The 17,382-nt window shown below is 47.2% G+C and carries 20 protein-coding genes; 7 read left to right on the forward strand and 13 right to left on the reverse strand.

What is annotated here, in order from left to right; all coding sequences use genetic code 11:
- Positions 1-96 precede the first annotated feature (96 nt).
- Positions 97-570 carry an RNA deprotection pyrophosphohydrolase gene (gene ytkD, locus ADU22_RS00175; protein ID WP_053364399.1) on the reverse strand — a complete coding sequence of 158 codons (474 nt, stop codon included), beginning with the start codon at positions 568-570 and terminating at the stop codon, positions 97-99.
- An 83-nt stretch (positions 571-653) separates the two neighbouring features.
- Positions 654-974 (reverse strand): hypothetical protein, encoded by a 321-nt coding sequence (locus tag ADU22_RS00180; protein WP_053360362.1) that lies wholly within the window; start codon positions 972-974, stop codon positions 654-656.
- Between the two features lie 222 nt (positions 975-1,196).
- On the opposite strand from ADU22_RS00180, the gene ADU22_RS00185 reads away from it, so the two are divergent.
- Complete coding sequence (locus tag ADU22_RS00185; RefSeq protein ID WP_053360363.1) at positions 1,197-1,454, forward strand: DUF6154 family protein; 258 nt, start codon at positions 1,197-1,199, stop codon at positions 1,452-1,454.
- 135 nt (positions 1,455-1,589) lie between these two features.
- On the opposite strand, the gene ADU22_RS00190 is transcribed toward ADU22_RS00185, so the two are convergent.
- A complete protein-coding gene (locus ADU22_RS00190; protein ID WP_053360364.1) occupies positions 1,590-2,027 on the reverse strand; it encodes a Dps family protein in 438 nt (145 codons plus the stop codon).
- A 128-nt stretch (positions 2,028-2,155) separates the two neighbouring features.
- Between ADU22_RS00190 and ytzI the strand changes: the two genes are divergently transcribed.
- The gene (gene ytzI, locus ADU22_RS24055; protein ID WP_082252746.1) at positions 2,156-2,317 is read left to right on the forward strand and encodes a YtzI protein; all 162 of its coding nucleotides are present in this window, start codon (positions 2,156-2,158) and stop codon (positions 2,315-2,317) included.
- A gap of 34 nt (positions 2,318-2,351) precedes the next feature.
- On the opposite strand, the gene ADU22_RS00195 is transcribed toward ytzI, so the two are convergent.
- Entirely contained in the window at positions 2,352-2,825 is a 474-nt protein-coding gene (locus ADU22_RS00195; protein ID WP_053364400.1) for an S-ribosylhomocysteine lyase, read from the reverse strand.
- Positions 2,826-2,963: 138 nt separating this feature from the next.
- Between ADU22_RS00195 and yidD the strand changes: the two genes are divergently transcribed.
- On the forward strand, positions 2,964-3,203 hold the full coding sequence (gene yidD / locus ADU22_RS00200; protein ID WP_502688753.1) for a membrane protein insertion efficiency factor YidD: 240 nt from the start codon (positions 2,964-2,966) through the stop codon (positions 3,201-3,203).
- On the opposite strand, the gene ADU22_RS00205 is transcribed toward yidD, so the two are convergent.
- On the reverse strand, positions 3,184-3,747 hold the full coding sequence (locus tag ADU22_RS00205; protein ID WP_053360366.1) for a beta-class carbonic anhydrase: 564 nt from the start codon (positions 3,745-3,747) through the stop codon (positions 3,184-3,186). The genes yidD and ADU22_RS00205 overlap by 20 nt on opposite strands.
- 189 nt (positions 3,748-3,936) lie before the next feature.
- Here ADU22_RS00205 and ADU22_RS00210 point away from each other — a divergent pair, with 189 nt between their 5' ends.
- Positions 3,937-4,944 (forward strand): metal ABC transporter solute-binding protein, Zn/Mn family, encoded by a 1,008-nt coding sequence (locus tag ADU22_RS00210; RefSeq protein ID WP_053360367.1) that lies wholly within the window; start codon positions 3,937-3,939, stop codon positions 4,942-4,944.
- 116 nt (positions 4,945-5,060) lie between these two features.
- On the forward strand, positions 5,061-5,225 hold the full coding sequence (locus ADU22_RS23895) for a DUF1540 domain-containing protein (RefSeq protein ID WP_069187947.1): 165 nt from the start codon (positions 5,061-5,063) through the stop codon (positions 5,223-5,225).
- Positions 5,226-5,299: 74 nt separating this feature from the next.
- Here ADU22_RS23895 and hmpA read toward each other — a convergent pair whose 3' ends face one another.
- The 7 genes from hmpA to ADU22_RS00245 form a co-directional block, all read right to left on the reverse strand.
- Positions 5,300-6,514: an NO-inducible flavohemoprotein gene (gene hmpA, locus ADU22_RS00215; RefSeq protein ID WP_053360368.1), complete on the reverse strand. Its 1,215-nt coding sequence runs from the start codon at positions 6,512-6,514 to the stop codon at positions 5,300-5,302.
- A gap of 156 nt (positions 6,515-6,670) precedes the next feature.
- Positions 6,671-7,777 (reverse strand): o-succinylbenzoate synthase, encoded by a 1,107-nt coding sequence (gene menC, locus ADU22_RS00220; RefSeq protein ID WP_053360369.1) that lies wholly within the window; start codon positions 7,775-7,777, stop codon positions 6,671-6,673.
- Positions 7,774-9,261, reverse strand: coding sequence for an o-succinylbenzoate--CoA ligase (locus ADU22_RS00225; protein WP_053360370.1), 1,488 nt, complete (start codon positions 9,259-9,261; stop codon positions 7,774-7,776). The genes menC and ADU22_RS00225 overlap by 4 nt, the downstream gene beginning before the upstream one ends.
- Before the next feature lie 69 nt (positions 9,262-9,330).
- Positions 9,331-10,149 (reverse strand): 1,4-dihydroxy-2-naphthoyl-CoA synthase, encoded by an 819-nt coding sequence (gene menB / locus ADU22_RS00230; protein ID WP_053360371.1) that lies wholly within the window; start codon positions 10,147-10,149, stop codon positions 9,331-9,333.
- Positions 10,150-10,202: 53 nt separating this feature from the next.
- The gene (gene menH, locus ADU22_RS00235) at positions 10,203-11,018 is read right to left on the reverse strand and encodes a 2-succinyl-6-hydroxy-2,4-cyclohexadiene-1-carboxylate synthase (RefSeq protein WP_053360372.1); all 816 of its coding nucleotides are present in this window, start codon (positions 11,016-11,018) and stop codon (positions 10,203-10,205) included.
- Positions 11,008-12,768: a 2-succinyl-5-enolpyruvyl-6-hydroxy-3-cyclohexene-1-carboxylic-acid synthase gene (gene menD / locus ADU22_RS00240; protein ID WP_053360373.1), complete on the reverse strand. Its 1,761-nt coding sequence runs from the start codon at positions 12,766-12,768 to the stop codon at positions 11,008-11,010. The genes menH and menD overlap by 11 nt, the downstream gene beginning before the upstream one ends.
- Positions 12,765-14,174, reverse strand: a complete 1,410-nt coding sequence (locus ADU22_RS00245) for an isochorismate synthase (protein WP_353611374.1) — start codon at positions 14,172-14,174, stop codon at positions 12,765-12,767. The genes menD and ADU22_RS00245 overlap by 4 nt, the downstream gene beginning before the upstream one ends.
- 343 nt (positions 14,175-14,517) lie before the next feature.
- Here ADU22_RS00245 and ADU22_RS00250 point away from each other — a divergent pair, with 343 nt between their 5' ends.
- Together ADU22_RS00250 and ADU22_RS00255 are read left to right on the forward strand one after the other, a co-directional pair.
- Positions 14,518-15,447: a 1,4-dihydroxy-2-naphthoate polyprenyltransferase gene (locus ADU22_RS00250; protein ID WP_053360374.1), complete on the forward strand. Its 930-nt coding sequence runs from the start codon at positions 14,518-14,520 to the stop codon at positions 15,445-15,447.
- A gap of 153 nt (positions 15,448-15,600) precedes the next feature.
- A complete protein-coding gene (locus ADU22_RS00255) occupies positions 15,601-16,374 on the forward strand; it encodes a TraR/DksA C4-type zinc finger protein (protein ID WP_231687816.1) in 774 nt (257 codons plus the stop codon).
- Positions 16,375-16,470: 96 nt separating this feature from the next.
- Here the strand turns inward: ADU22_RS00255 and speD are convergent, their stop codons facing one another.
- Positions 16,471-17,280, reverse strand: coding sequence for an adenosylmethionine decarboxylase (gene speD / locus ADU22_RS00260; RefSeq protein ID WP_053360375.1), 810 nt, complete (start codon positions 17,278-17,280; stop codon positions 16,471-16,473).
- Between the last annotated feature and the right edge of the window lie 102 nt (positions 17,281-17,382).

Genomic DNA, 17,382 nt, shown 5'->3' on the forward strand with positions numbered 1-17,382 from the left:
CATCCGCCATGTCACGGGCACCAATAAGGGCGATTGGCGGCCATGGAGAGTGCCATCTGTGATCTCGCCCGGTTCAGAAACAAAAACAACGGCCGGTCAGCAAAACCCGGCCGTTTCCATGTGGCGAAGGCTCAGTTTCACGACATCGTCCTTCATAATAAAGCTGTAATGTTCTTTAAAACGCTGTGCAAGAAGGTCCCCTTCCTCCACTACTGGTCCATATGTTTCAAAATAATCCTCTTTCTGTTCACAAAAGGCAATTTGGGCAAAATAAATCCGCTTAATAAAACTTGACCCTGCCCCGATCACCCTATATTCGCCGATCAAATCCAGAGAAGATACTTTCCCTCCCGTTTCTTCCATTACTTCACGGATTGCAGCCTGCTGTGGTGTTTCTCCCTTCTCTCTTTTTCCGCCCGGAAACTCCCAGCCCCTTTTTTTGTGGTGAGTCAGCAGCCACTTTCCTTCCAGCCTGCAAATGACAAATAGGTGGTCAGGTTCGCGGCCAAAGGCATTTTCTTCAAAGGCCAGCGAAACATCAGCGCCATGATAATCTCGAAAATGAAACATGGAATCCCCCGCTAAATGAATATTCTCCTTTTCATGATTATACAATGAATGGAGACTAAAAGCAGGTATCCATCTTTTCGCCTTCATTTGGAAGGCAAAATCCCCATGCTTTCAATATGCTTTTTTGCTTCCTGGTCGCCCAGCTGGTGAATCATCGCATAAATGCGCTTAAGGCTCGCATCCTGCTCATCGTTTTGCCGGTCATGATGGTATTCCAGAAAAGGAACATGGGCGCGGAGAAAATTTTCGACACCTGCGCTGTGGCTGCAGTCAAATTCCTCCCTTAGCCTGGTAATTTCCTCATCATTGGCCTGTATTTGAAAGTTCCATGTAGAGGCAGTCCGACTTTGGGAAATCTCACCGCCCGCAACATCGATATAGTACGTTTTCCTGCTTTCCGCCATGAACATTCACTCCTTTTTTAAGAGTTTCCCCCGCCTTGCTGTTAAATACTCTCAATAAAACGAAAGATATATGATTGACCGTGCTCTATTCATGGTAAAATAAAATAAAGAACAAAACTGGCTGTCCCGGCATAGGAATAAATTGTCGTGCGAAGGGTATCTACTAATATAAATCAACCAAAAGTCAATGGATAAACCGTATGAAGGAAAGGGGTGAAAGTGATGAAGCTAATCGATGAGCTTTATGAAATGTACCGTCATAAACTGACTGGAGACGAAGAGGATATTGATATGCTCGCCTTCGCATTCCTGGAGGAAATGAGCCGCGAAGACCTGCTGCATATCATCAAGGATATGGATAAACAGGAGCTATATGATTTGATGGGGCTGTACCTGATCGAGAGCCTGAAAGGCAAGTTCGCCCAGGAGGAATATGGCCAGCACAGGGCACCTCTCTTTCAATCACGAAATATCCATTGATTGCCAATACATAGACCCGGCCTACCTTTCAGGCGGGTTTTTTTGCTGGGAAGAGACCAAATCCCTTGGTCATCCCCMGGCTGCTGGGGATGGCATAAATAAAAGCCTGCAAATGGTTCCATTTGCAGGCTTTATTTACCCAAGATACGCTTTGAACATCCATAGATGCTTTCTCACGCTCTTTTTAACGCCAAGAAGCATGTCTGCTGTGCCTTCATCCTCGACTTTTTGTGCCAGTTCAATCCCTGCCTGGAGCTCATCCGCAATTTTTGAGAAGTCGCTGCTGAGAGACCTGACCATATCTTCCTCGTTTTCACTTCCGGTTGCTTCCTCAATGGAGGAAATCTCAAGGCACTCTTTCAGGGTGCCGACAGGTTTGCCATCTAGCGCAAGAATCCGTTCCGCAAATTCATCAATGATGATGGCTGCCTCATTGTACAGCTCCTCGAATTTGGTATGCAGAGTGAAAAAATGCGGACCTTTTACATACCAATGGTAATTATGCAATTTTGTGTAGAGAACCGTCCAGTTGGCAACTTGCTGGTTGACACTTTGAATAAGTTCATTTGACATTTGATCATCCTCCTCCAATGTTATATTCCCCAATGGCAGACAGCCCAAAACATGCTAATCCGTTTTCGATGATGGTAAACCATAAAAAGAACATGGTACAATCATTTTGAGGCAAAGGAGGATTTATTATGTATATCGTTTTGATTCTCTCGGTCATTATTGTTTTGATTGTGCTGATTCTTGCCGTTGGGACCACATCAAAGGCCTATGGGTACAAGCACACTGTCGACTCTCTCGAGGAAAACCCCCACATTAACCAGACAGAAGGGCAGGAAAAGGAAAAAAAATAAAACGAAGCCGTCCTTGCGGCTTCGTTTTATAGGCTTAAGCAAAAACCTGCTTAAGGTCATCCTTGCTTTGGGCAAGCCAGAAACGCATCAGCTTTTTGGCTCCCTCCAAATCGTGCAGCTTGGCCTGTCCGCACTGCTTCTCATTTGCAGCCGGAATTTCGGTTACTTCGACACCAGCTTTCATCGTATCTTCCATCAAATCGATGATTTCCTCGACCGTTGGTGTGCCGCTGACAACAAGGTAATAGCCTGTCTGGCAGCCCATTGGTGAAATATCGATAATATCGAAATGGCTGTATTTTTCAGCATGCTCGCGGATATTGAAGGCAAGCAAATGCTCCAGCGTATGGATGGTGTCAGGCTTCATTGCCTGTTTATTGGGCTGGCAGAAACGGATATCATATTTATTGACTACACCGTCGCTTCCAACTTTGTGGACACCGCAATGTCTCACATAAGGAGCTTTAACGGCATTATGGTCAAGATCAAAACTTTCCACTGAAGGCATGGATAAATCACTCCCTTTTATTTCTTCTTTCATCATACACGAGTTGCCAGAATATTTCAGCTGAAAGAGACTTTCCATGCAATGTCCCCAAATGATACACTCTAAAAAAAGGAGACGATATGATTGCTGAAAAGAGCGATGCTTGGCATCATCCGGTTTTATCAGGTGGCAATCTCACCGTTAAAACCGCCGACTTGCCGCTTTTATCCAACCTGTTCCCATTACGGCATGGAAGCAGTAACAAGATTCGGCGCCTTAAAAGGCGGCCTGCTTACATTCAAGAGAATCCTCAAATGCCACCCATTCCATCCTGGCGGGTTCGATTATGTACCCCAGGAATGGCCGTCAAAGAAAAAAATCAAGCATCATACCCATTGATGACGAGGTCCAGCTTTCCTGTAGCAGGATCGATAACCAGGCCATGCACTGGTACATCGCTCGGCATTAATGGGTGATTTTTAATGACATCCACGCTGTGGGACACACTATCACTGACATTATCGAAGCCGTGGAGCCATTCATCTACATTGATTCCCGAATAGTTGAGGGTATCAAAAATGGTGTCTTCTATTCCCCGCTTGCGCATTTCATCAAGCATAACATCCGCTTTCATCCCGCTCATGCCGCAGTCATGATGCCCGATCACCATCACTTCTTTAGCCTGCAGCTGGTAGACCGCCACAAGCAGGCTTCTCATGATGCTTCCAAAAGGATGGGTCACAAGCGCGCCAGCATTTTTTACAATCTTAACATCACCATTGGCAACATTTAGTGCCTTTGGCAGCAGCTCAAGCAGTCTTGTATCCATGCAAGTCAGGATGACCGCCTTTTTATTGGGAAACTTTGTTGTTTCAAATGCTTCATACTTCTTGTCTGCAACGAACTTTTCATTATAATCCAGAATATTGTCAAGTAACTTCATAATAACCACCTTTGACATAGTATTTTAGAATAAGGATACAGCAAACATCTTTCGGCAACAATTATTTTACTTGCCATTCAGGAAATTTTTTTGTAAGATACATAAAGTAAATCGTAATCATTACGGATTGTTTGTTGTTATATTGGAAAAATCGTAATCAATCCGATTTAATTATAACTGGAGGTCAAGATGAAGAAAAAACTGTTAATCCTTTTAATCCTAGTCCTTGGAACAGCACTTGCCGGCTGCTCGGAAGGCAATGAAACAGTAGAAAACGAGAACACCAACCCGGAACTGATCCAGGTCTACACAACGGTATATCCTCTTCAATATTTTACCGAAGCCATTGGAGAAGATTATGTCCAAGTGGAGAGCATTTATCCTCCCGGAGCGGATGAGCATACCTTTGAACCATCCCAAAAGGATATGATTAAAATGGCAGATTCCGATTTGTTTGTTTATATCGGACTGGGACTTGAGGGATTTGTTGAAAAAGCAAAGAATACGCTGGAAAATGAGCATGTCGCCATGCTGGCGGCAGGAGAATATATTCAGTTCAACCAAACAGAAGAAGCAGCCGGGGATGATCGCAGCGAGGATGAGCATGCTCACGGTGAGGATGAACACGGCGAGGATGAACACGGCGAGGATGAGCACGGCCATCACCATGGCGATATCGATCCGCATGTCTGGCTTGACCCTCTATACTCAAAGCAATTGGCAGAAGCGATAAAGGACCAGTTGATCGAGATGGTCCCATCACAAAGAAACCGTTTTGAACAAAATTTCCAGGAGGTTGCGAAACAGCTGGATGAACTGCATGCCGATTTTGACCAAACCATCAAGAATGCCAGACACCATGAAGTGATTGTTGCACATTCGGCATATGGTTACTGGGAAGAAAGGTATGGAATAAAGCAGCTGAGCATTTCGGGGTTGTCCACAACGAATGAACCATCCCAAAAAGAATTGCAAACCTTGATTAGCCATGGGAAAGAAGAAGGTTTGAAATATGTCCTGTTTGAACAGAATTTCGAATCAAGACTTGCGGAAACCGTTCAAAAAGAGCTGGGAGCAGACGCGCTTTACCTCCACAACCTGTCTGTCCTTACGAATGATGATATTGCAAATGAGGAAACCTACTTTACTTTGATGCAGAAAAACCTTGAAACCCTTGATACTGCCTTAAATAAGTAATATCGTCCCTTCCGCTTCGCGGGGGGATTTTTTCAGTTCCTGAAATTGCTATGCGTAGCCCCAGGGACTAGGTAAACAATAAAAAGGTATCAACCAACCTAAAAGGAGTGATACGCATGGCTAAAGACGTACTTTGTGAAGTGAGCAATTGCGCATTTTGGGCTGCTGGAAACCTATGCAGCGCCGATCGCATCTACGTGGTAAGCCATACCGGCGAGAATGCTGAAAACAGCCGGGGAACCGACTGTAAAACATTTGAACCAGCTGAGACATTGAGTTAATAGAGAAGCGAAAGCTAAAAAGAGAGGGCACGTGGGTAAAGTGCCCTCTCTTAAGCTTAAGCTGTATTGTTGTGTTACGCTTCCAAGTCCCCTTTAGGTCCGAAGAATTCATAATGGATTCTTTCACCGGGAACACCAAGTTCTTTTAATGCAGTATTTACATGCTTCATAAAAGGAACGGGTCCGCAGAAAAAGAAATCTGCTTCGGCAAGTTCGATATTGTCCTTCAACCATTCCTTCGTTACATAGCCCTTGACATCATAATTAGCCTTTTCCTGGTCTTCCGGTGTCGGATTGTCATAAAAAATCACGGTTTTTACATTCCCTTGTGCTGCAGCTGTGGCTGCGTCTTCCCGAAGAGCATGCATCCGGCTATTGGAAGTTGCATGAATGAAGGTCACTTGGCGTTCGGGCTGGAGGGCTGCAACTGTTTTTAACATGCTGACCATCGGTGTCAGGCCGACTCCTCCGCTAAGCAGTACCAGCGGCGTCTTAACGTCAGTGTTTACCACAAAGTCTCCCGCCGGGGCGCTGACAGGCAGCTTGTCTCCTTCCTCCACTGAATTATGGAGATAATTTGATACAATGCCATCCGGATGATCGGGATTGGACTCACGCTTGACACTTATTCGGTAATACTCCTTCCGTGGAGCATCCGAAAGGCTATATTGGCGGATATGGGKATTTTTCTGGCCGGGTATTTCAAGCTTTACGCTGATATACTGGCCTGGTGTGAATTCAGGCAGGTCGTTGCCGTCTTCCGCTGTTAAATAGAAGGATGTAATCACATCACTTTCTTTCACTTTTCTTATCACCTTAAAGTTTTTGAAACCTTCCCAGCCTCCCTGCTGGTTTTCTGCTTCATCATACATTTCTGCTTCAACACTGATAAACACATCAGCGATTACCTGATAAGCCTCTCCCCAGGCTCCCAGTATCTCGTCCGTAGCAGCATCACCCAGCACATCCTTAATCGCAGCTAACAGATGGGCTCCCACAATCGGATAGTGTTCAGGCATGATTCCCAAACTCCGGTGCTTATGGGCGATTTGCCTTACAGCCGGAAGAATGGCCTCGAGATTATCTATGTATTTCGCAGCGGCATAAACCGCAGAGGCAAGAGCTCTTTGCTGCCTTCCCTGCTTTTGGTTGGCATGATTAAAAATGTTCAGCAGTTCCGGATGGGCGGCAAACATCTGCTGATAAAATACAGTCGTGATTTTTTCTCCATGCTCTTCAAGTACTGGCACGGTAGATTTAATGACTTCAATGGTTTTCATATCCAACATTCAAAACACTCCCTTTGGTTGTCTGTTTCCAATATTCTCATGGTGATTATAATGGATTGAAAGAAGTATTGTAGTGATTTAAATCACAGTCGGGAAAAACAAAAAAGAAAAGACGGACTGCGTATGAGCAGGCCGCCATTACATTAAAGTACACAGCTAAAAGGCAAAAGTCTCTTCCTTCACTGTCACTTCCCGAAGTCTTTTTTCATTTATAGCGTATCCAATTCCCGCGTCTTGGGAAATTTCAATCTCTCCGTTGTTCACCTTTATTTCCGGTGTGATGATATCCTGGGTCCAATACCGGCCAGACCCGGAAATATCGCCAGGGATTGTAAAGCCTGGCAGGGAAGCCAGCGCAATATTATGGGCACGCGAGATTCCAAATTCTATCATCCCCCCGCACCATACAGGGATGTTCCTCTCGTAGCAGTAATCGTGGATTTTCACCGCTTCGAGAAGGCCTCCTACGCGGCCAATTTTTATGTTGATCACCCGGCAGCTGCCTAATTCCACAGCCCTTCTGGCGTCTTCAAGGCCACAAATGCTCTCATCCAGGCAGATTGGTGTGGAAAGCTGCCGCTGGAGCTTGGCATGATCAATGATATCATCGTGCGCAAGCGGCTGTTCGATCATCAGCAGACCAAATTCTTCAAGTGCCTTCAGCCTCCCGATATCCTCAAGGGAGTAAGCCGAATTGGCATCAGCCATCAAATCGAGATTGGGAAATCTGCTTCGAAGCTCTGAAACAAGCTTTAAGTCATTTACGGGAGAAATCTTTATTTTCACCCTTTTATATCCATCTCTTACATATGCTTCAGTCTGCCTTACAGCCTCCTCCGTCGTGGGCGCAGCCACCACAACCCCCGAAGGAATGCTCTCCCGCACACTTCCAAGCAGCTTTGCGAGAGGAAGATTGCCACGCTTGGCCTGCAAGTCCCACAAGGCTGTCTCCACGGCTGCTTTCGCCATATGATTCCCCCGGTACTTTTTAAACGTTTCAGCTGCCTCTGCAGGAGTGCTGATTCCATGGCGTTTCAGCTCCGGTATGAAAAAATCCTTGAGCATATGCCATGATGTTTTTACCGTTTCCTCCGTGTACCAGGGGGAGGAAAAAGCGACTCCTTCCCCATATCCCCTGATGCCGTCACGGTCCCGGAGTTCAACAATTATGGCTTCCCTTTCTGATACTTTTTCAAGGTGTGTCGAAAACGGACTTTTAAGAGGCATTTTAATTATTTTTAGGACGATGCTCGAAATGTTCATTTTTCATCTGCCTTTGCACTCTCACGAAGTTTTCTCCGCAGCAGTTTCTTGGCCCCGTTTCTGGGAAGCTCATCCATGAAGGCAATGCTCTTCGGGACTTTGTATTTCGCCAGCCGCTCCAAACAAAAAGTGATAAGATCCCTCTCTGTAACGGACGACTCCTCCCTTCTGACAATGAAGGCCGCCGGGACCTGTCCCCATGCGGGATCCTCCACTCCTACGACTCCTGCATCAATTATGCCGGGATGCGACATCAGGACACCTTCTATTTCAGCAGGATAGATATTCTCCCCGCCGGAGATGATCAAATCGGAACGCCGGTCCAGCACATAGAGAAAACCCTGGCTGTCGATATAGCCTATATCTCCAGTATGGAGCCATCCCTCACGGATATTCGCTTGTGTTTCCTGCTCACGGTGTAAATACCCCTTGGTGACATTAGGACCTTTTACAAGGATTTCCCCCTCTGCCATGCATGGCAGTTCATTTCCTTGTTCATCAGCTATCATAATCTGGTTCGGAAATAACGCTTTTCCCGCAGAGCCCAGCTTGGAAAGGCTGTACTCGGGAGAAAGGGTGGCAAATTGGGAAGAGGTTTCTGTCATGCCAAAGGATTGATAGACCGGAATCCCTTTTTGCCTGCATTTTTCAAGCAATGCAAGTGGAGCGGGCCCGCCGCCAAGCAGAAAACAACGGAAAAAGGCTGGCAGTTCGTCCTGGCCCAGTTCTTCCACGGTTTTCTGAAGCATGGTAGAGACCACAGACATAATCGTTGTCTTGTATTTTCCGATATCCTCCAGCACCTTTTTCTCATCAAAACTGCTATGCAGCACAATGCCCATTCCATAGATCAGGCTTCGCATCAAAATGGAATAGCCGCTAATATGGAAAAGGGGGACGGCGCAAAGCCAGCGGTCCTCCTCCTGCAACCCGAGATTCAAAGCCGAAGCGGTCGCACTCCACCAATGGTTGCCATAGGTTTGCATCACTCCTTTTGGCCGTCCCGTTGTTCCTGACGTGTACATGATAGTGGTAACGTCCTCAAGGGAATATTCCTCCTGGATTGCCGGCTCTGTCCCAGGCTTGGAGAACAGCTCTTCCTTCGTAAAGATTGGCTTTTTAAAGTTCTGTCCGATTTCTTCGCTCTGTCTGGAAAAGCATTGCTCCGTTACCAGCAGGGCTGCCCGTGAGTCTTCGAGCTGCCAGTCCAGTTCCTTTGCCGTAAGCCGATTGTTCAAAATGACCGTTCTTGCCCCAATCATTTGCAAGGCATAGAGAATGATGGCCGAATCCTTATGGTTTGAGAGCAGCACCGCTGCCATGGAGCCTTTTCCAACCCCAACATCCGCAAGCTGTGCAGCCGTCTTCAAGGAGGAATCATAAATTTGTTTAAATGTATAATGCTGGCCTTCGAATATGATGGCAGTGCGATCCGGAGTCAAACTTGCCCTCTTCTTCAGCCAGTTTGGAATTGATTGCTCCATTTTGTCTTCCCTCCAATATGAAAAGAGCTTGATGGAGATCCATCAAGCTGCATGATTATAAAAAGAAACTCAAGGGAAACGCGGGAACTGGCCAAAATCAGGCTTACGCTTTTCCTTGAAGGCATTGCGCCCTTCTTTTGCTTCATCTGTTGTATAGTAGAGCAGCGTTGCATCTCCGGCAAATTGCTGGATTCCAGCAAGGCCGTCTGTATCGGCATTCATGGCGGCTTTCAGGAAGCGGAGTGCGGTAGGGCTCTTCTCAAGGATTTCCTCACACCATTTAATCGTTTCCTCTTCAACTTGTTCAAGAGGTACAACCGTATTGACCAGTCCCATGTCCAGAGCTTCCTGGGCATTGTACTGGCGGCACAGATACCAGATTTCACGGGCCTTCTTATGTCCGACGATTCTTGCCAGATAACCGGAGCCATATCCTGCATCAAAGCTTCCGACTTTCGGGCCAGTTTGGCCAAAGATCGCATTGTCCGCTGCAATCGTTAAATCGCAGACAACATGGAGAACATGGCCGCCTCCGATCGCATAGCCTCTTACCATCGCAATGACAGGCTTGGGAATGACACGGATCAGGCGCTGCAGGTCAAGGACATTGAGACGCGGGATTTGGTCTTCCCCAACATATCCCCCATGACCGCGTACGCTTTGGTCACCGCCGGAACAAAATGCCATGTCCCCGGCACCGGTCAGTACAATCACACCAATGCTGGAATCATCCCTTGCGTAGGCAAAAGCATCAATCAGCTCCATCACTGTTTTGGGAGTGAAAGCATTTCGCTTTTCCGGACGATTAATTGTAATTTTTGCGATCCCATTATACGTTTCATAAATAATCTCTTCGTATGAACGTTCAGAAACCCATTCTACCGCCATTTAAAATCCTCCTTTTATGTATCAATCGGTGGTTCTGCTATCGTATGGCTGGTTCAGCCATATTTTTTCGACAAAAACCTACTTACTATTGTACCAAATTTTTCAGGTTCTTCCACATGAATTGCATGTCCTGCCTCTTCAATACACCTATATTCAGCATGCGCAATGCTCGCCGCCATCTCCTGCCCAATCAGACAGAACTTTGAATCAAGCTGCCCTGTCAGGACCAGGGTATCACAAGATAGCTGCCCAAGTTTGTCCCACCAGCTTGGCTGCGACCCCGTCCCCATTCCTATAAGGCTGTTGGCAAGGCCTTCTGGGTTATTTTGCAGCCGCTGCCTTTTTATATTTCCCCTTGCTTCTGCAGGCAGATTCAGCTGGGACCGAAAAAGGGGAATCCCCTGCCAATACTCAACGAACGCTTCCAGACCAGCTTCCAGAATTTCAGAGGCAAGCTGTTTATCCTGATTTCTGCGCCCCTGCCTTTCCTCCTCCGTCCTTAATCCCGGTGACGTGCTTACAAGAACGAGCTTCCTCACTTTTTCCGGATAAAGGATGGCAAATGTGATGGCCAGCCTTCCACCCATCGAATAGCCAAGGAGATCGGTTCGGGCAATATCGAGCTTCTCAAGCAGTTCCTTTAGGTCTGCTGCCGCCTTGAAGATGGAGTAACGCCCGCTGTCCGGTGGCGAATCTGTCCTGCCATGTCCAATCAAATCCGGCATGACCAATTCCGAATGGTCCCCAAAATAACAGTGAAATGGCCTCCAATTGTCCCCTGACCCTGTAAAACCATGCAAAAGAAGCAGCGGAAAACCTGCGCCGCTCCTTGCAACATGATAGACGATTCCATTAAGTTCAAGCTTCATGATCCATTCCCTCGATTGTAAGGACTATTTCCCGGGAAACAGATTTCCACAAATTCCGATGCTCGGCCTGGTTTCTGTCCCGTTCTGTCGAAATTTCGATCACCTTTAACCCCGGCTGGTCCTTCATTTCCGCAAACGCCTGGTGGAAATGATTCCAGTCAGTTACCGGCACATATGAACCGCCGTACATTTGAATGGCATGGCTGAAATCGAGGTCAAGCGGGGTTCCAAATAACCTCTCAAAATGCTTTGGGTGCTCCGCCTGCGGCAGGAAGGAAAAGATTCCGCCGCCATTATTATTGACCAGAAAAATCGTTATGTTCAGCTTATATAGCTTTGCCGCAATCAACCCATTCAAATCATGGAAAAACGTAAGGTCTCCAAGGACAAGGTAAAGAGGTTCTTTCAGAACAGCAGCTGATCCGAGTGCGGTCGACACAATGCCGTCAATGCCGTTGGCTCCCCTGTTTGCCATGACCCTGATCTGTTTTCCGGTGTGAAAGAAGAAAGTGTCCAAGTCACGAATGGGCATGCTGTTTCCTACAAACAAGGCCGCTTGTTCAGGGATGAGGTCTGCAAGCAAATGGAACAGCTTCCCTTCACTCAATTCAGGGACATCACGAATTTCTGCCAATCGTTCTTTTGCGCGCTGATTGATAGTCTGCCATTTCCCGACATAATCATAAGCGCTGCTTTTATCAAGACGGGATGCAAGCTGCTGGCAAAACAGCGATTCATCGCAATAGACCATTTCGGTGGCCGAAATCAGCGGGTCACGCCAGCCGCTGCCTCCATCGACGACTATTTGCCTCGCCTGGCGGTTTTCTTTTATGAAAAGTGACAATGCCTTGGAAACCGGCATTGCCCCAAAACGGAGAATCAATTTCGGCTCAAGGAATTCCCTGGCCTCAGGAATTCGCAAAATGGTGTCATAAGCATCAATAATCATATTCTTGTCATGGCTTCCGCTCCTTAACTGTGAAAGAGGGTCGGCAAGGATAGGATATTGAAGCTTCTCTGCCAGGTGAATAACTGCTTCGGTGAACCGCTCATCCTCCATTGGACCGCACACAATCACCCCACGTTCAATTCCGGCAGCAGCTGATGCGAGCGCTTCCAGGGAGCTTTCATCCAGTGAGAGTGCCCCCTGCTGGATATTTACATATCGTTCCTTCCGTTCGGAAAACTCGAACAGGGAATCGTCCAGAGCCGGAATCAAAGGCTCGCGGACCGGGAAGTTCAAATGAACAGGTCCCGCCGGCTGCCTCATGGCTGTGGCTGCTGCCCTGGCACAGACCGTACGTGCATACCTGGCCATCTCGTCTCCGCCATCGGGCGGGGACATTTCGACAAACCACTTGACGTTATGGCCGTATAGGTGGATCTGGTCTATTGCCTGCGGAGCGCCGACATCCCTTAGCTCATGCGGTCGGTCGGCCGTAAGCACCATTAATGGAATCCTTGAAATACCGGCTTCGATGATCGCAGGATAGTAGTTGGCCGCTGCCGTACCGGAAGTACATAGAATCGCCACCGGCTTCCTGGCTGCCTTGGCTATTCCAAGTGCAAAAAAAGCAGCCGAACGCTCATCTACATGGACATGCAGATTCAGCCCAGGGTGCTCCGCCATAACCATGGCAATTGGCGTCGATCTTGATCCAGGACTGACAACCACATCGGTAATTCCCGAATTCACCATCTCTCCTACAAATGAAGCTAGATATTTCGTCAATGATTGCTGATGATTCACTGTTTCATTCCCCCAAGCGCTGCCAGCATCGGCCGGAACTTGATACTGGTTTCTGTATATTCACTTTCCGCATCCGAATCAGCCACAATGCCGCATCCGGCAAACAAGGAAGCTTCGCTGGCCTGAATGAGGGCGGACCGGATGGCAACGGCAAACTCACCGTTTCCTCGATGGTCAAGCCAGCCAATTGGCGCAGCATACAGCCCGCGGTCAAGAATTTCAACTTCACGTATTTTCTCCACAGCCTTCTCCTTCGGAAGGCCTCCCAAAGCCGGAGTCGGGTGCAGCCTGTCCACCAGGTCAAGAATGGACGTTCCTGCCCTGTTTTCCCCGGTTACCGGGGTATACAGATGCTGGATATACTTCATTTTCATCAGCTTGGGGCCGTCCGGCAGCACTACTCTGTCACAGGTTTCCTGCATGGCTTCCTTGATCATCTCAACTACATACTGATGTTCAATCAGGTTTTTCTGGTCTTCCAGCAAGACCCTGCCAAGCTGCCTGTCTTCTTCAGGGGTTTTCCCCCTGGGTATGGAACCGGCAACGCAGGCGGAAAAGACCTTTTCGCCCTCTTTTTTTACAAGCCTTTCCGGGGACGCCCCAATGAAGCAGTCTCCGTTGGCTTCGAAAGCAAAGATGAAGCTCTCTTTCTGCTGTTCTGTAAGTCGCTGCAGGACTCCTTCAACCGCTACATCCTGGTCAAACTTCAGCCTTAATTCCCTTGCCAGCACAACCTTTTTCAGGTCGCTGTTTTCGAGCGACTCCACCAAATCCTTGACGGACTGCTTCCATTCTTCAGGCTGTATTTCCTTAAGGGCTGCCAGGTTAGGCAGGGAATACTCGTCTTCCCTGACCGCCGCAGCCAATATAGCCTGCCGCTCTTCACTTATTTTGTCAAACAGGCTGGCATCATCGTGCTGGGTACATACTACATTTGTTGTAAAATAGGCCTCGTCCCCCAGAACGGTAAGCATAAAGGCTGGGATATGGAAATGAGACTGTGAGAACTTTGACCATAAGCCTGTTTTATCCTTTAAAGGGTCAAAAGAAAAACCTCCAAACATGGCAGGTCCGGACCCAGGCACGTCCTGTTTTCCTGCCAGCACGGCGGTTTCAACAAACTGCTTCCACTCTTTTTCCATATGTTCAAAACGGCCGGAAGCCTTGTCGCATTGTATCTGCCTGACTACTCCGACTCCGGCAAGCTTATATGTTCCATGCGGATCCTGCCAAAAAAACCTCTCGCCTAAAAAGCGGCCGCGCCCTGCGGCAAAGAAATGGAAAGAATCCAGCCTATCGATTTTCTGAACTTCGCTTACCAATACAGTTTGAGATAGCTCTTTAGCCCGTCCAATTGCTGCAACAATTCCTTGCCTCAACTCAGTATCTTGAATGGTAACCAACATAATCCCCCCAATAACAGCCTCTCATCTGTTATTATACGATGTCAAACTTATTTTAAGATACACTTCCTCATTGCCATTGTCAATTAAAGGCCCTGCAGGCTAAAGCCTACTTTTATCCTTATTATATATTTCACTTATTCCCTAATCATAAGCAGAAAGAGAGCAGGGAAAAACATCCATGTTAACCGGGAACAATTCATTGACAGAGTCTGCTGTAAAACCTACACTTTATATTGTAGTGAAAAATCTCTTAAGGTTCCTCTCCGTTTTTGACAGATTGGAGTCTTTTTGGTACTATATATAGGTTTGTTTATAACAATATATAAGGGAGAGAATTGGAATTATGCAAACACCTCTTCAACCTGGCACTGCGCCGATCGCCAGAGACCAAGGCCTTCAAAAATGGTGGCAGCTGACAAGGCCGCATACATTGACGGCCGCGTTTGCTCCCGTCCTGCTTGGTACGGCACTGGCAATCGAAGTGACAGATATCAACATGCTGCTTTTTCTCGCAATGCTGATTGCAAGCCTGTTAATTCAGGCAGCGACCAATATGTTTAATGAATATTATGATTACAAGCGCGGCCTTGATACGGAAGAATCGATTGGGATCGGCGGGGCCATTGTCCGCAATGGCATAAAGCCTGGAACGGTTCTGGGTCTCGCCCTAGGCCTATATGGCATCTCCATCCTGATTGGGATTTATATCTGCATGAACACAAGCTGGTGGCTTGCGGCTGTAGGGCTTGTAAGCATGCTGATTGGCTACCTTTACACCGGAGGGCCCTGGCCAATTGCCTATACTCCGTTCGGTGAGCTTTTTGCCGGCTTTTTCATGGGAATGCTGATCATTCTGATCGCCTTTTACATCCAGACTGGTACAGTGACGGCGACCAGCGTAATCGTTGCCCTGCCAAGTTTCATACTCGTAGGTGCCATCCTGCTGGCGAACAATATCCGTGATTTTGACGGAGACAAAGAGTTTGGGAGAAAAACACTTGCCATCCTTGTCGGGAAGAAAAATGCCGTCAAGCTGCTGGCTGGCATGTTCATTGTTTCCTATCTTTGGATCCTGGTTCTCATCCTGGCTGGAAGCCTTACCCCATGGCTTGCTCTTGCAGCCCTCAGTCTTCCAAAGGCAAAAGCCGCTATTAAGGGATTCAGGCTTGGAAGCAATCCGCTCGAAATGATGCCGGCCATGAAAGCCACTGCCCAGACGAATACCATTTTCGCCCTGCTTTTATCCATTGGCTTATTTATCAGCTATCTATAATGGACAAGACCTCTGCCAGCCCGGCAGAGGTTTTTTTGGCGCTGCAAACGGTCATCCACAGGGGTGCTCCCAGCTTTTCTCATGTTTCCATTCAGCCTGAAGGGGTATCAGGTAGATAAGTTTTCGTATTTGATAAAGGATGTGAGGAACTTGTTGCCGAAAGAATTACTGACAAAGCAAAAACAGGCACTTCAGGAAGAGAAAGAACAGCTGGAAAGGCAGCTTGATGCGGGTACTGGAGAAGGCCAGGATTTCCTTGACGGCAGTATTACAGATGCCACTGGAGAGCTGTCTCTATACGATAACCATATGGCCGACAGCGGCACGGAATTATTCGAGCGAAGCAAAGGGCTTGCAATGGAAGAGCATCATCGCAGCCAGCTCGAAAAGATCAATTTCGCGCTCCAGGCAATAGAGGAAGGGAATTATGGCAAATGCAAGGAGTGCGGGGAGAATATTCCCGAAGAAAGGCTTGAAGCCATCCCTTACACGCTATATTGCACGGAGCATACCCCTGAGCAGGACTTATCAAATGCCCGGCCGGCCGAAGAGGATGTTCTTGAACAAACCCATACGACCGAGTTCCAGCGCCGGGAAGATACTGAAATGGCCGACCATGAAGACAGCCTTCAGGAAGTGGCTCAATTTGGAACCTCGGAAACTCCTGCAGACGTGCTTGGCGATCAGGACAACTATAATGACCTGTACAGTGACGAGACGACAAATGAAGGTTTTACCGAGGAATATGAATCCTTTGCTGCGACCGATATCGACGGCGACGACAGGAGAGTAGTGCCAAACAAACAAAAGGAAGAATATGAAGAGATGCTGGATTCTGTCGGGATGGACTCCCAGCTGGGCGACATTCCCTATCGAAAAAGGGACAGCTATCTTCAGGATAAACCGTATAAACAGAATAAAAAATAAAGATCTAAGGCAAGCCCTGCGTTCAAAATACGCAGGGCTTGCCTTTCGCTGCTGGAATAAAAGAAAGCGCTTGGGAAGAATATCCCAAAGCGCTTCTTAATTTACAATGTTCTTTCCATAAAAAAGCTCATCCATTTCAAGTTTAAGCCTCTCCGTAATTTCTTCCCGCTCATCGCCGCTAAGCTTATCCTTTGAATAGCCAAACAAGTAATCGTTTAAATCAAATTGCCTTAATTTGCACTTCGTATGGAAAATGTTTTCCTGATAGACGTTTACATCGATCATATCATACTGTTCTTTCACTTCATCGGGAATGTAATTCTGAATGGATGTGATGTCATGGTCGATGAACAGCTTGTGGCCATTTTTATCCCGCGTAAAACCGCGGACACGATAATCAATCGTCATGATATCGGTATCGAACGAATGAATAAGGTAATTAAGCGCCTTGAGCGGGGAGATTTCCCCGCAAGTGGAGACATCGATATCAGCCCGGAAGGTACTGATGCCTTCGTCCGGGTGATATTCAGGATAAGTATGGACCGTGATATGGCTTTTATCCAGCTGCAGGACCACATTATCCGGCAGCGGTCCAGGTGATTCCGCAAATGATTCATTTGGGACCTCGACAACAGGCCCTTCGGAAACTAGCACGGTCACACTTGCTCCCTGGGGCACGTAATCCTGTTTAGCTACATTCAGTACATGAGYTCCAATAATATCAGACACATTGGTGAGGATTTTTGTCAGCCGGTCGGCATTATACTGTTCATCAATGTATTCTATATAGGCTTCCCTTTCTTCCTTTGTTTTCGTGTAGCAGATATCATACATATTGAAACTCAAAGACTTTGTCAGATTATTAAAACCGTGCAGTTCGATCCGCTGCTGATGCGTCAATTTCATCTCTTAGTTCCCCCTTTTGATGTTGCACCGAATTCATCCTTAAATATTAGTATGATACCCATTTCTGGCAAGAAAAAACGACAAAGCTATCCGGCAATAGAA

Origin of the sequence: Bacillus sp. FJAT-27251 (assembly GCF_001273925.1) — a bacterium.
Lineage (GTDB): Bacteria > Bacillota > Bacilli > Bacillales > Cytobacillaceae > Mesobacillus_B.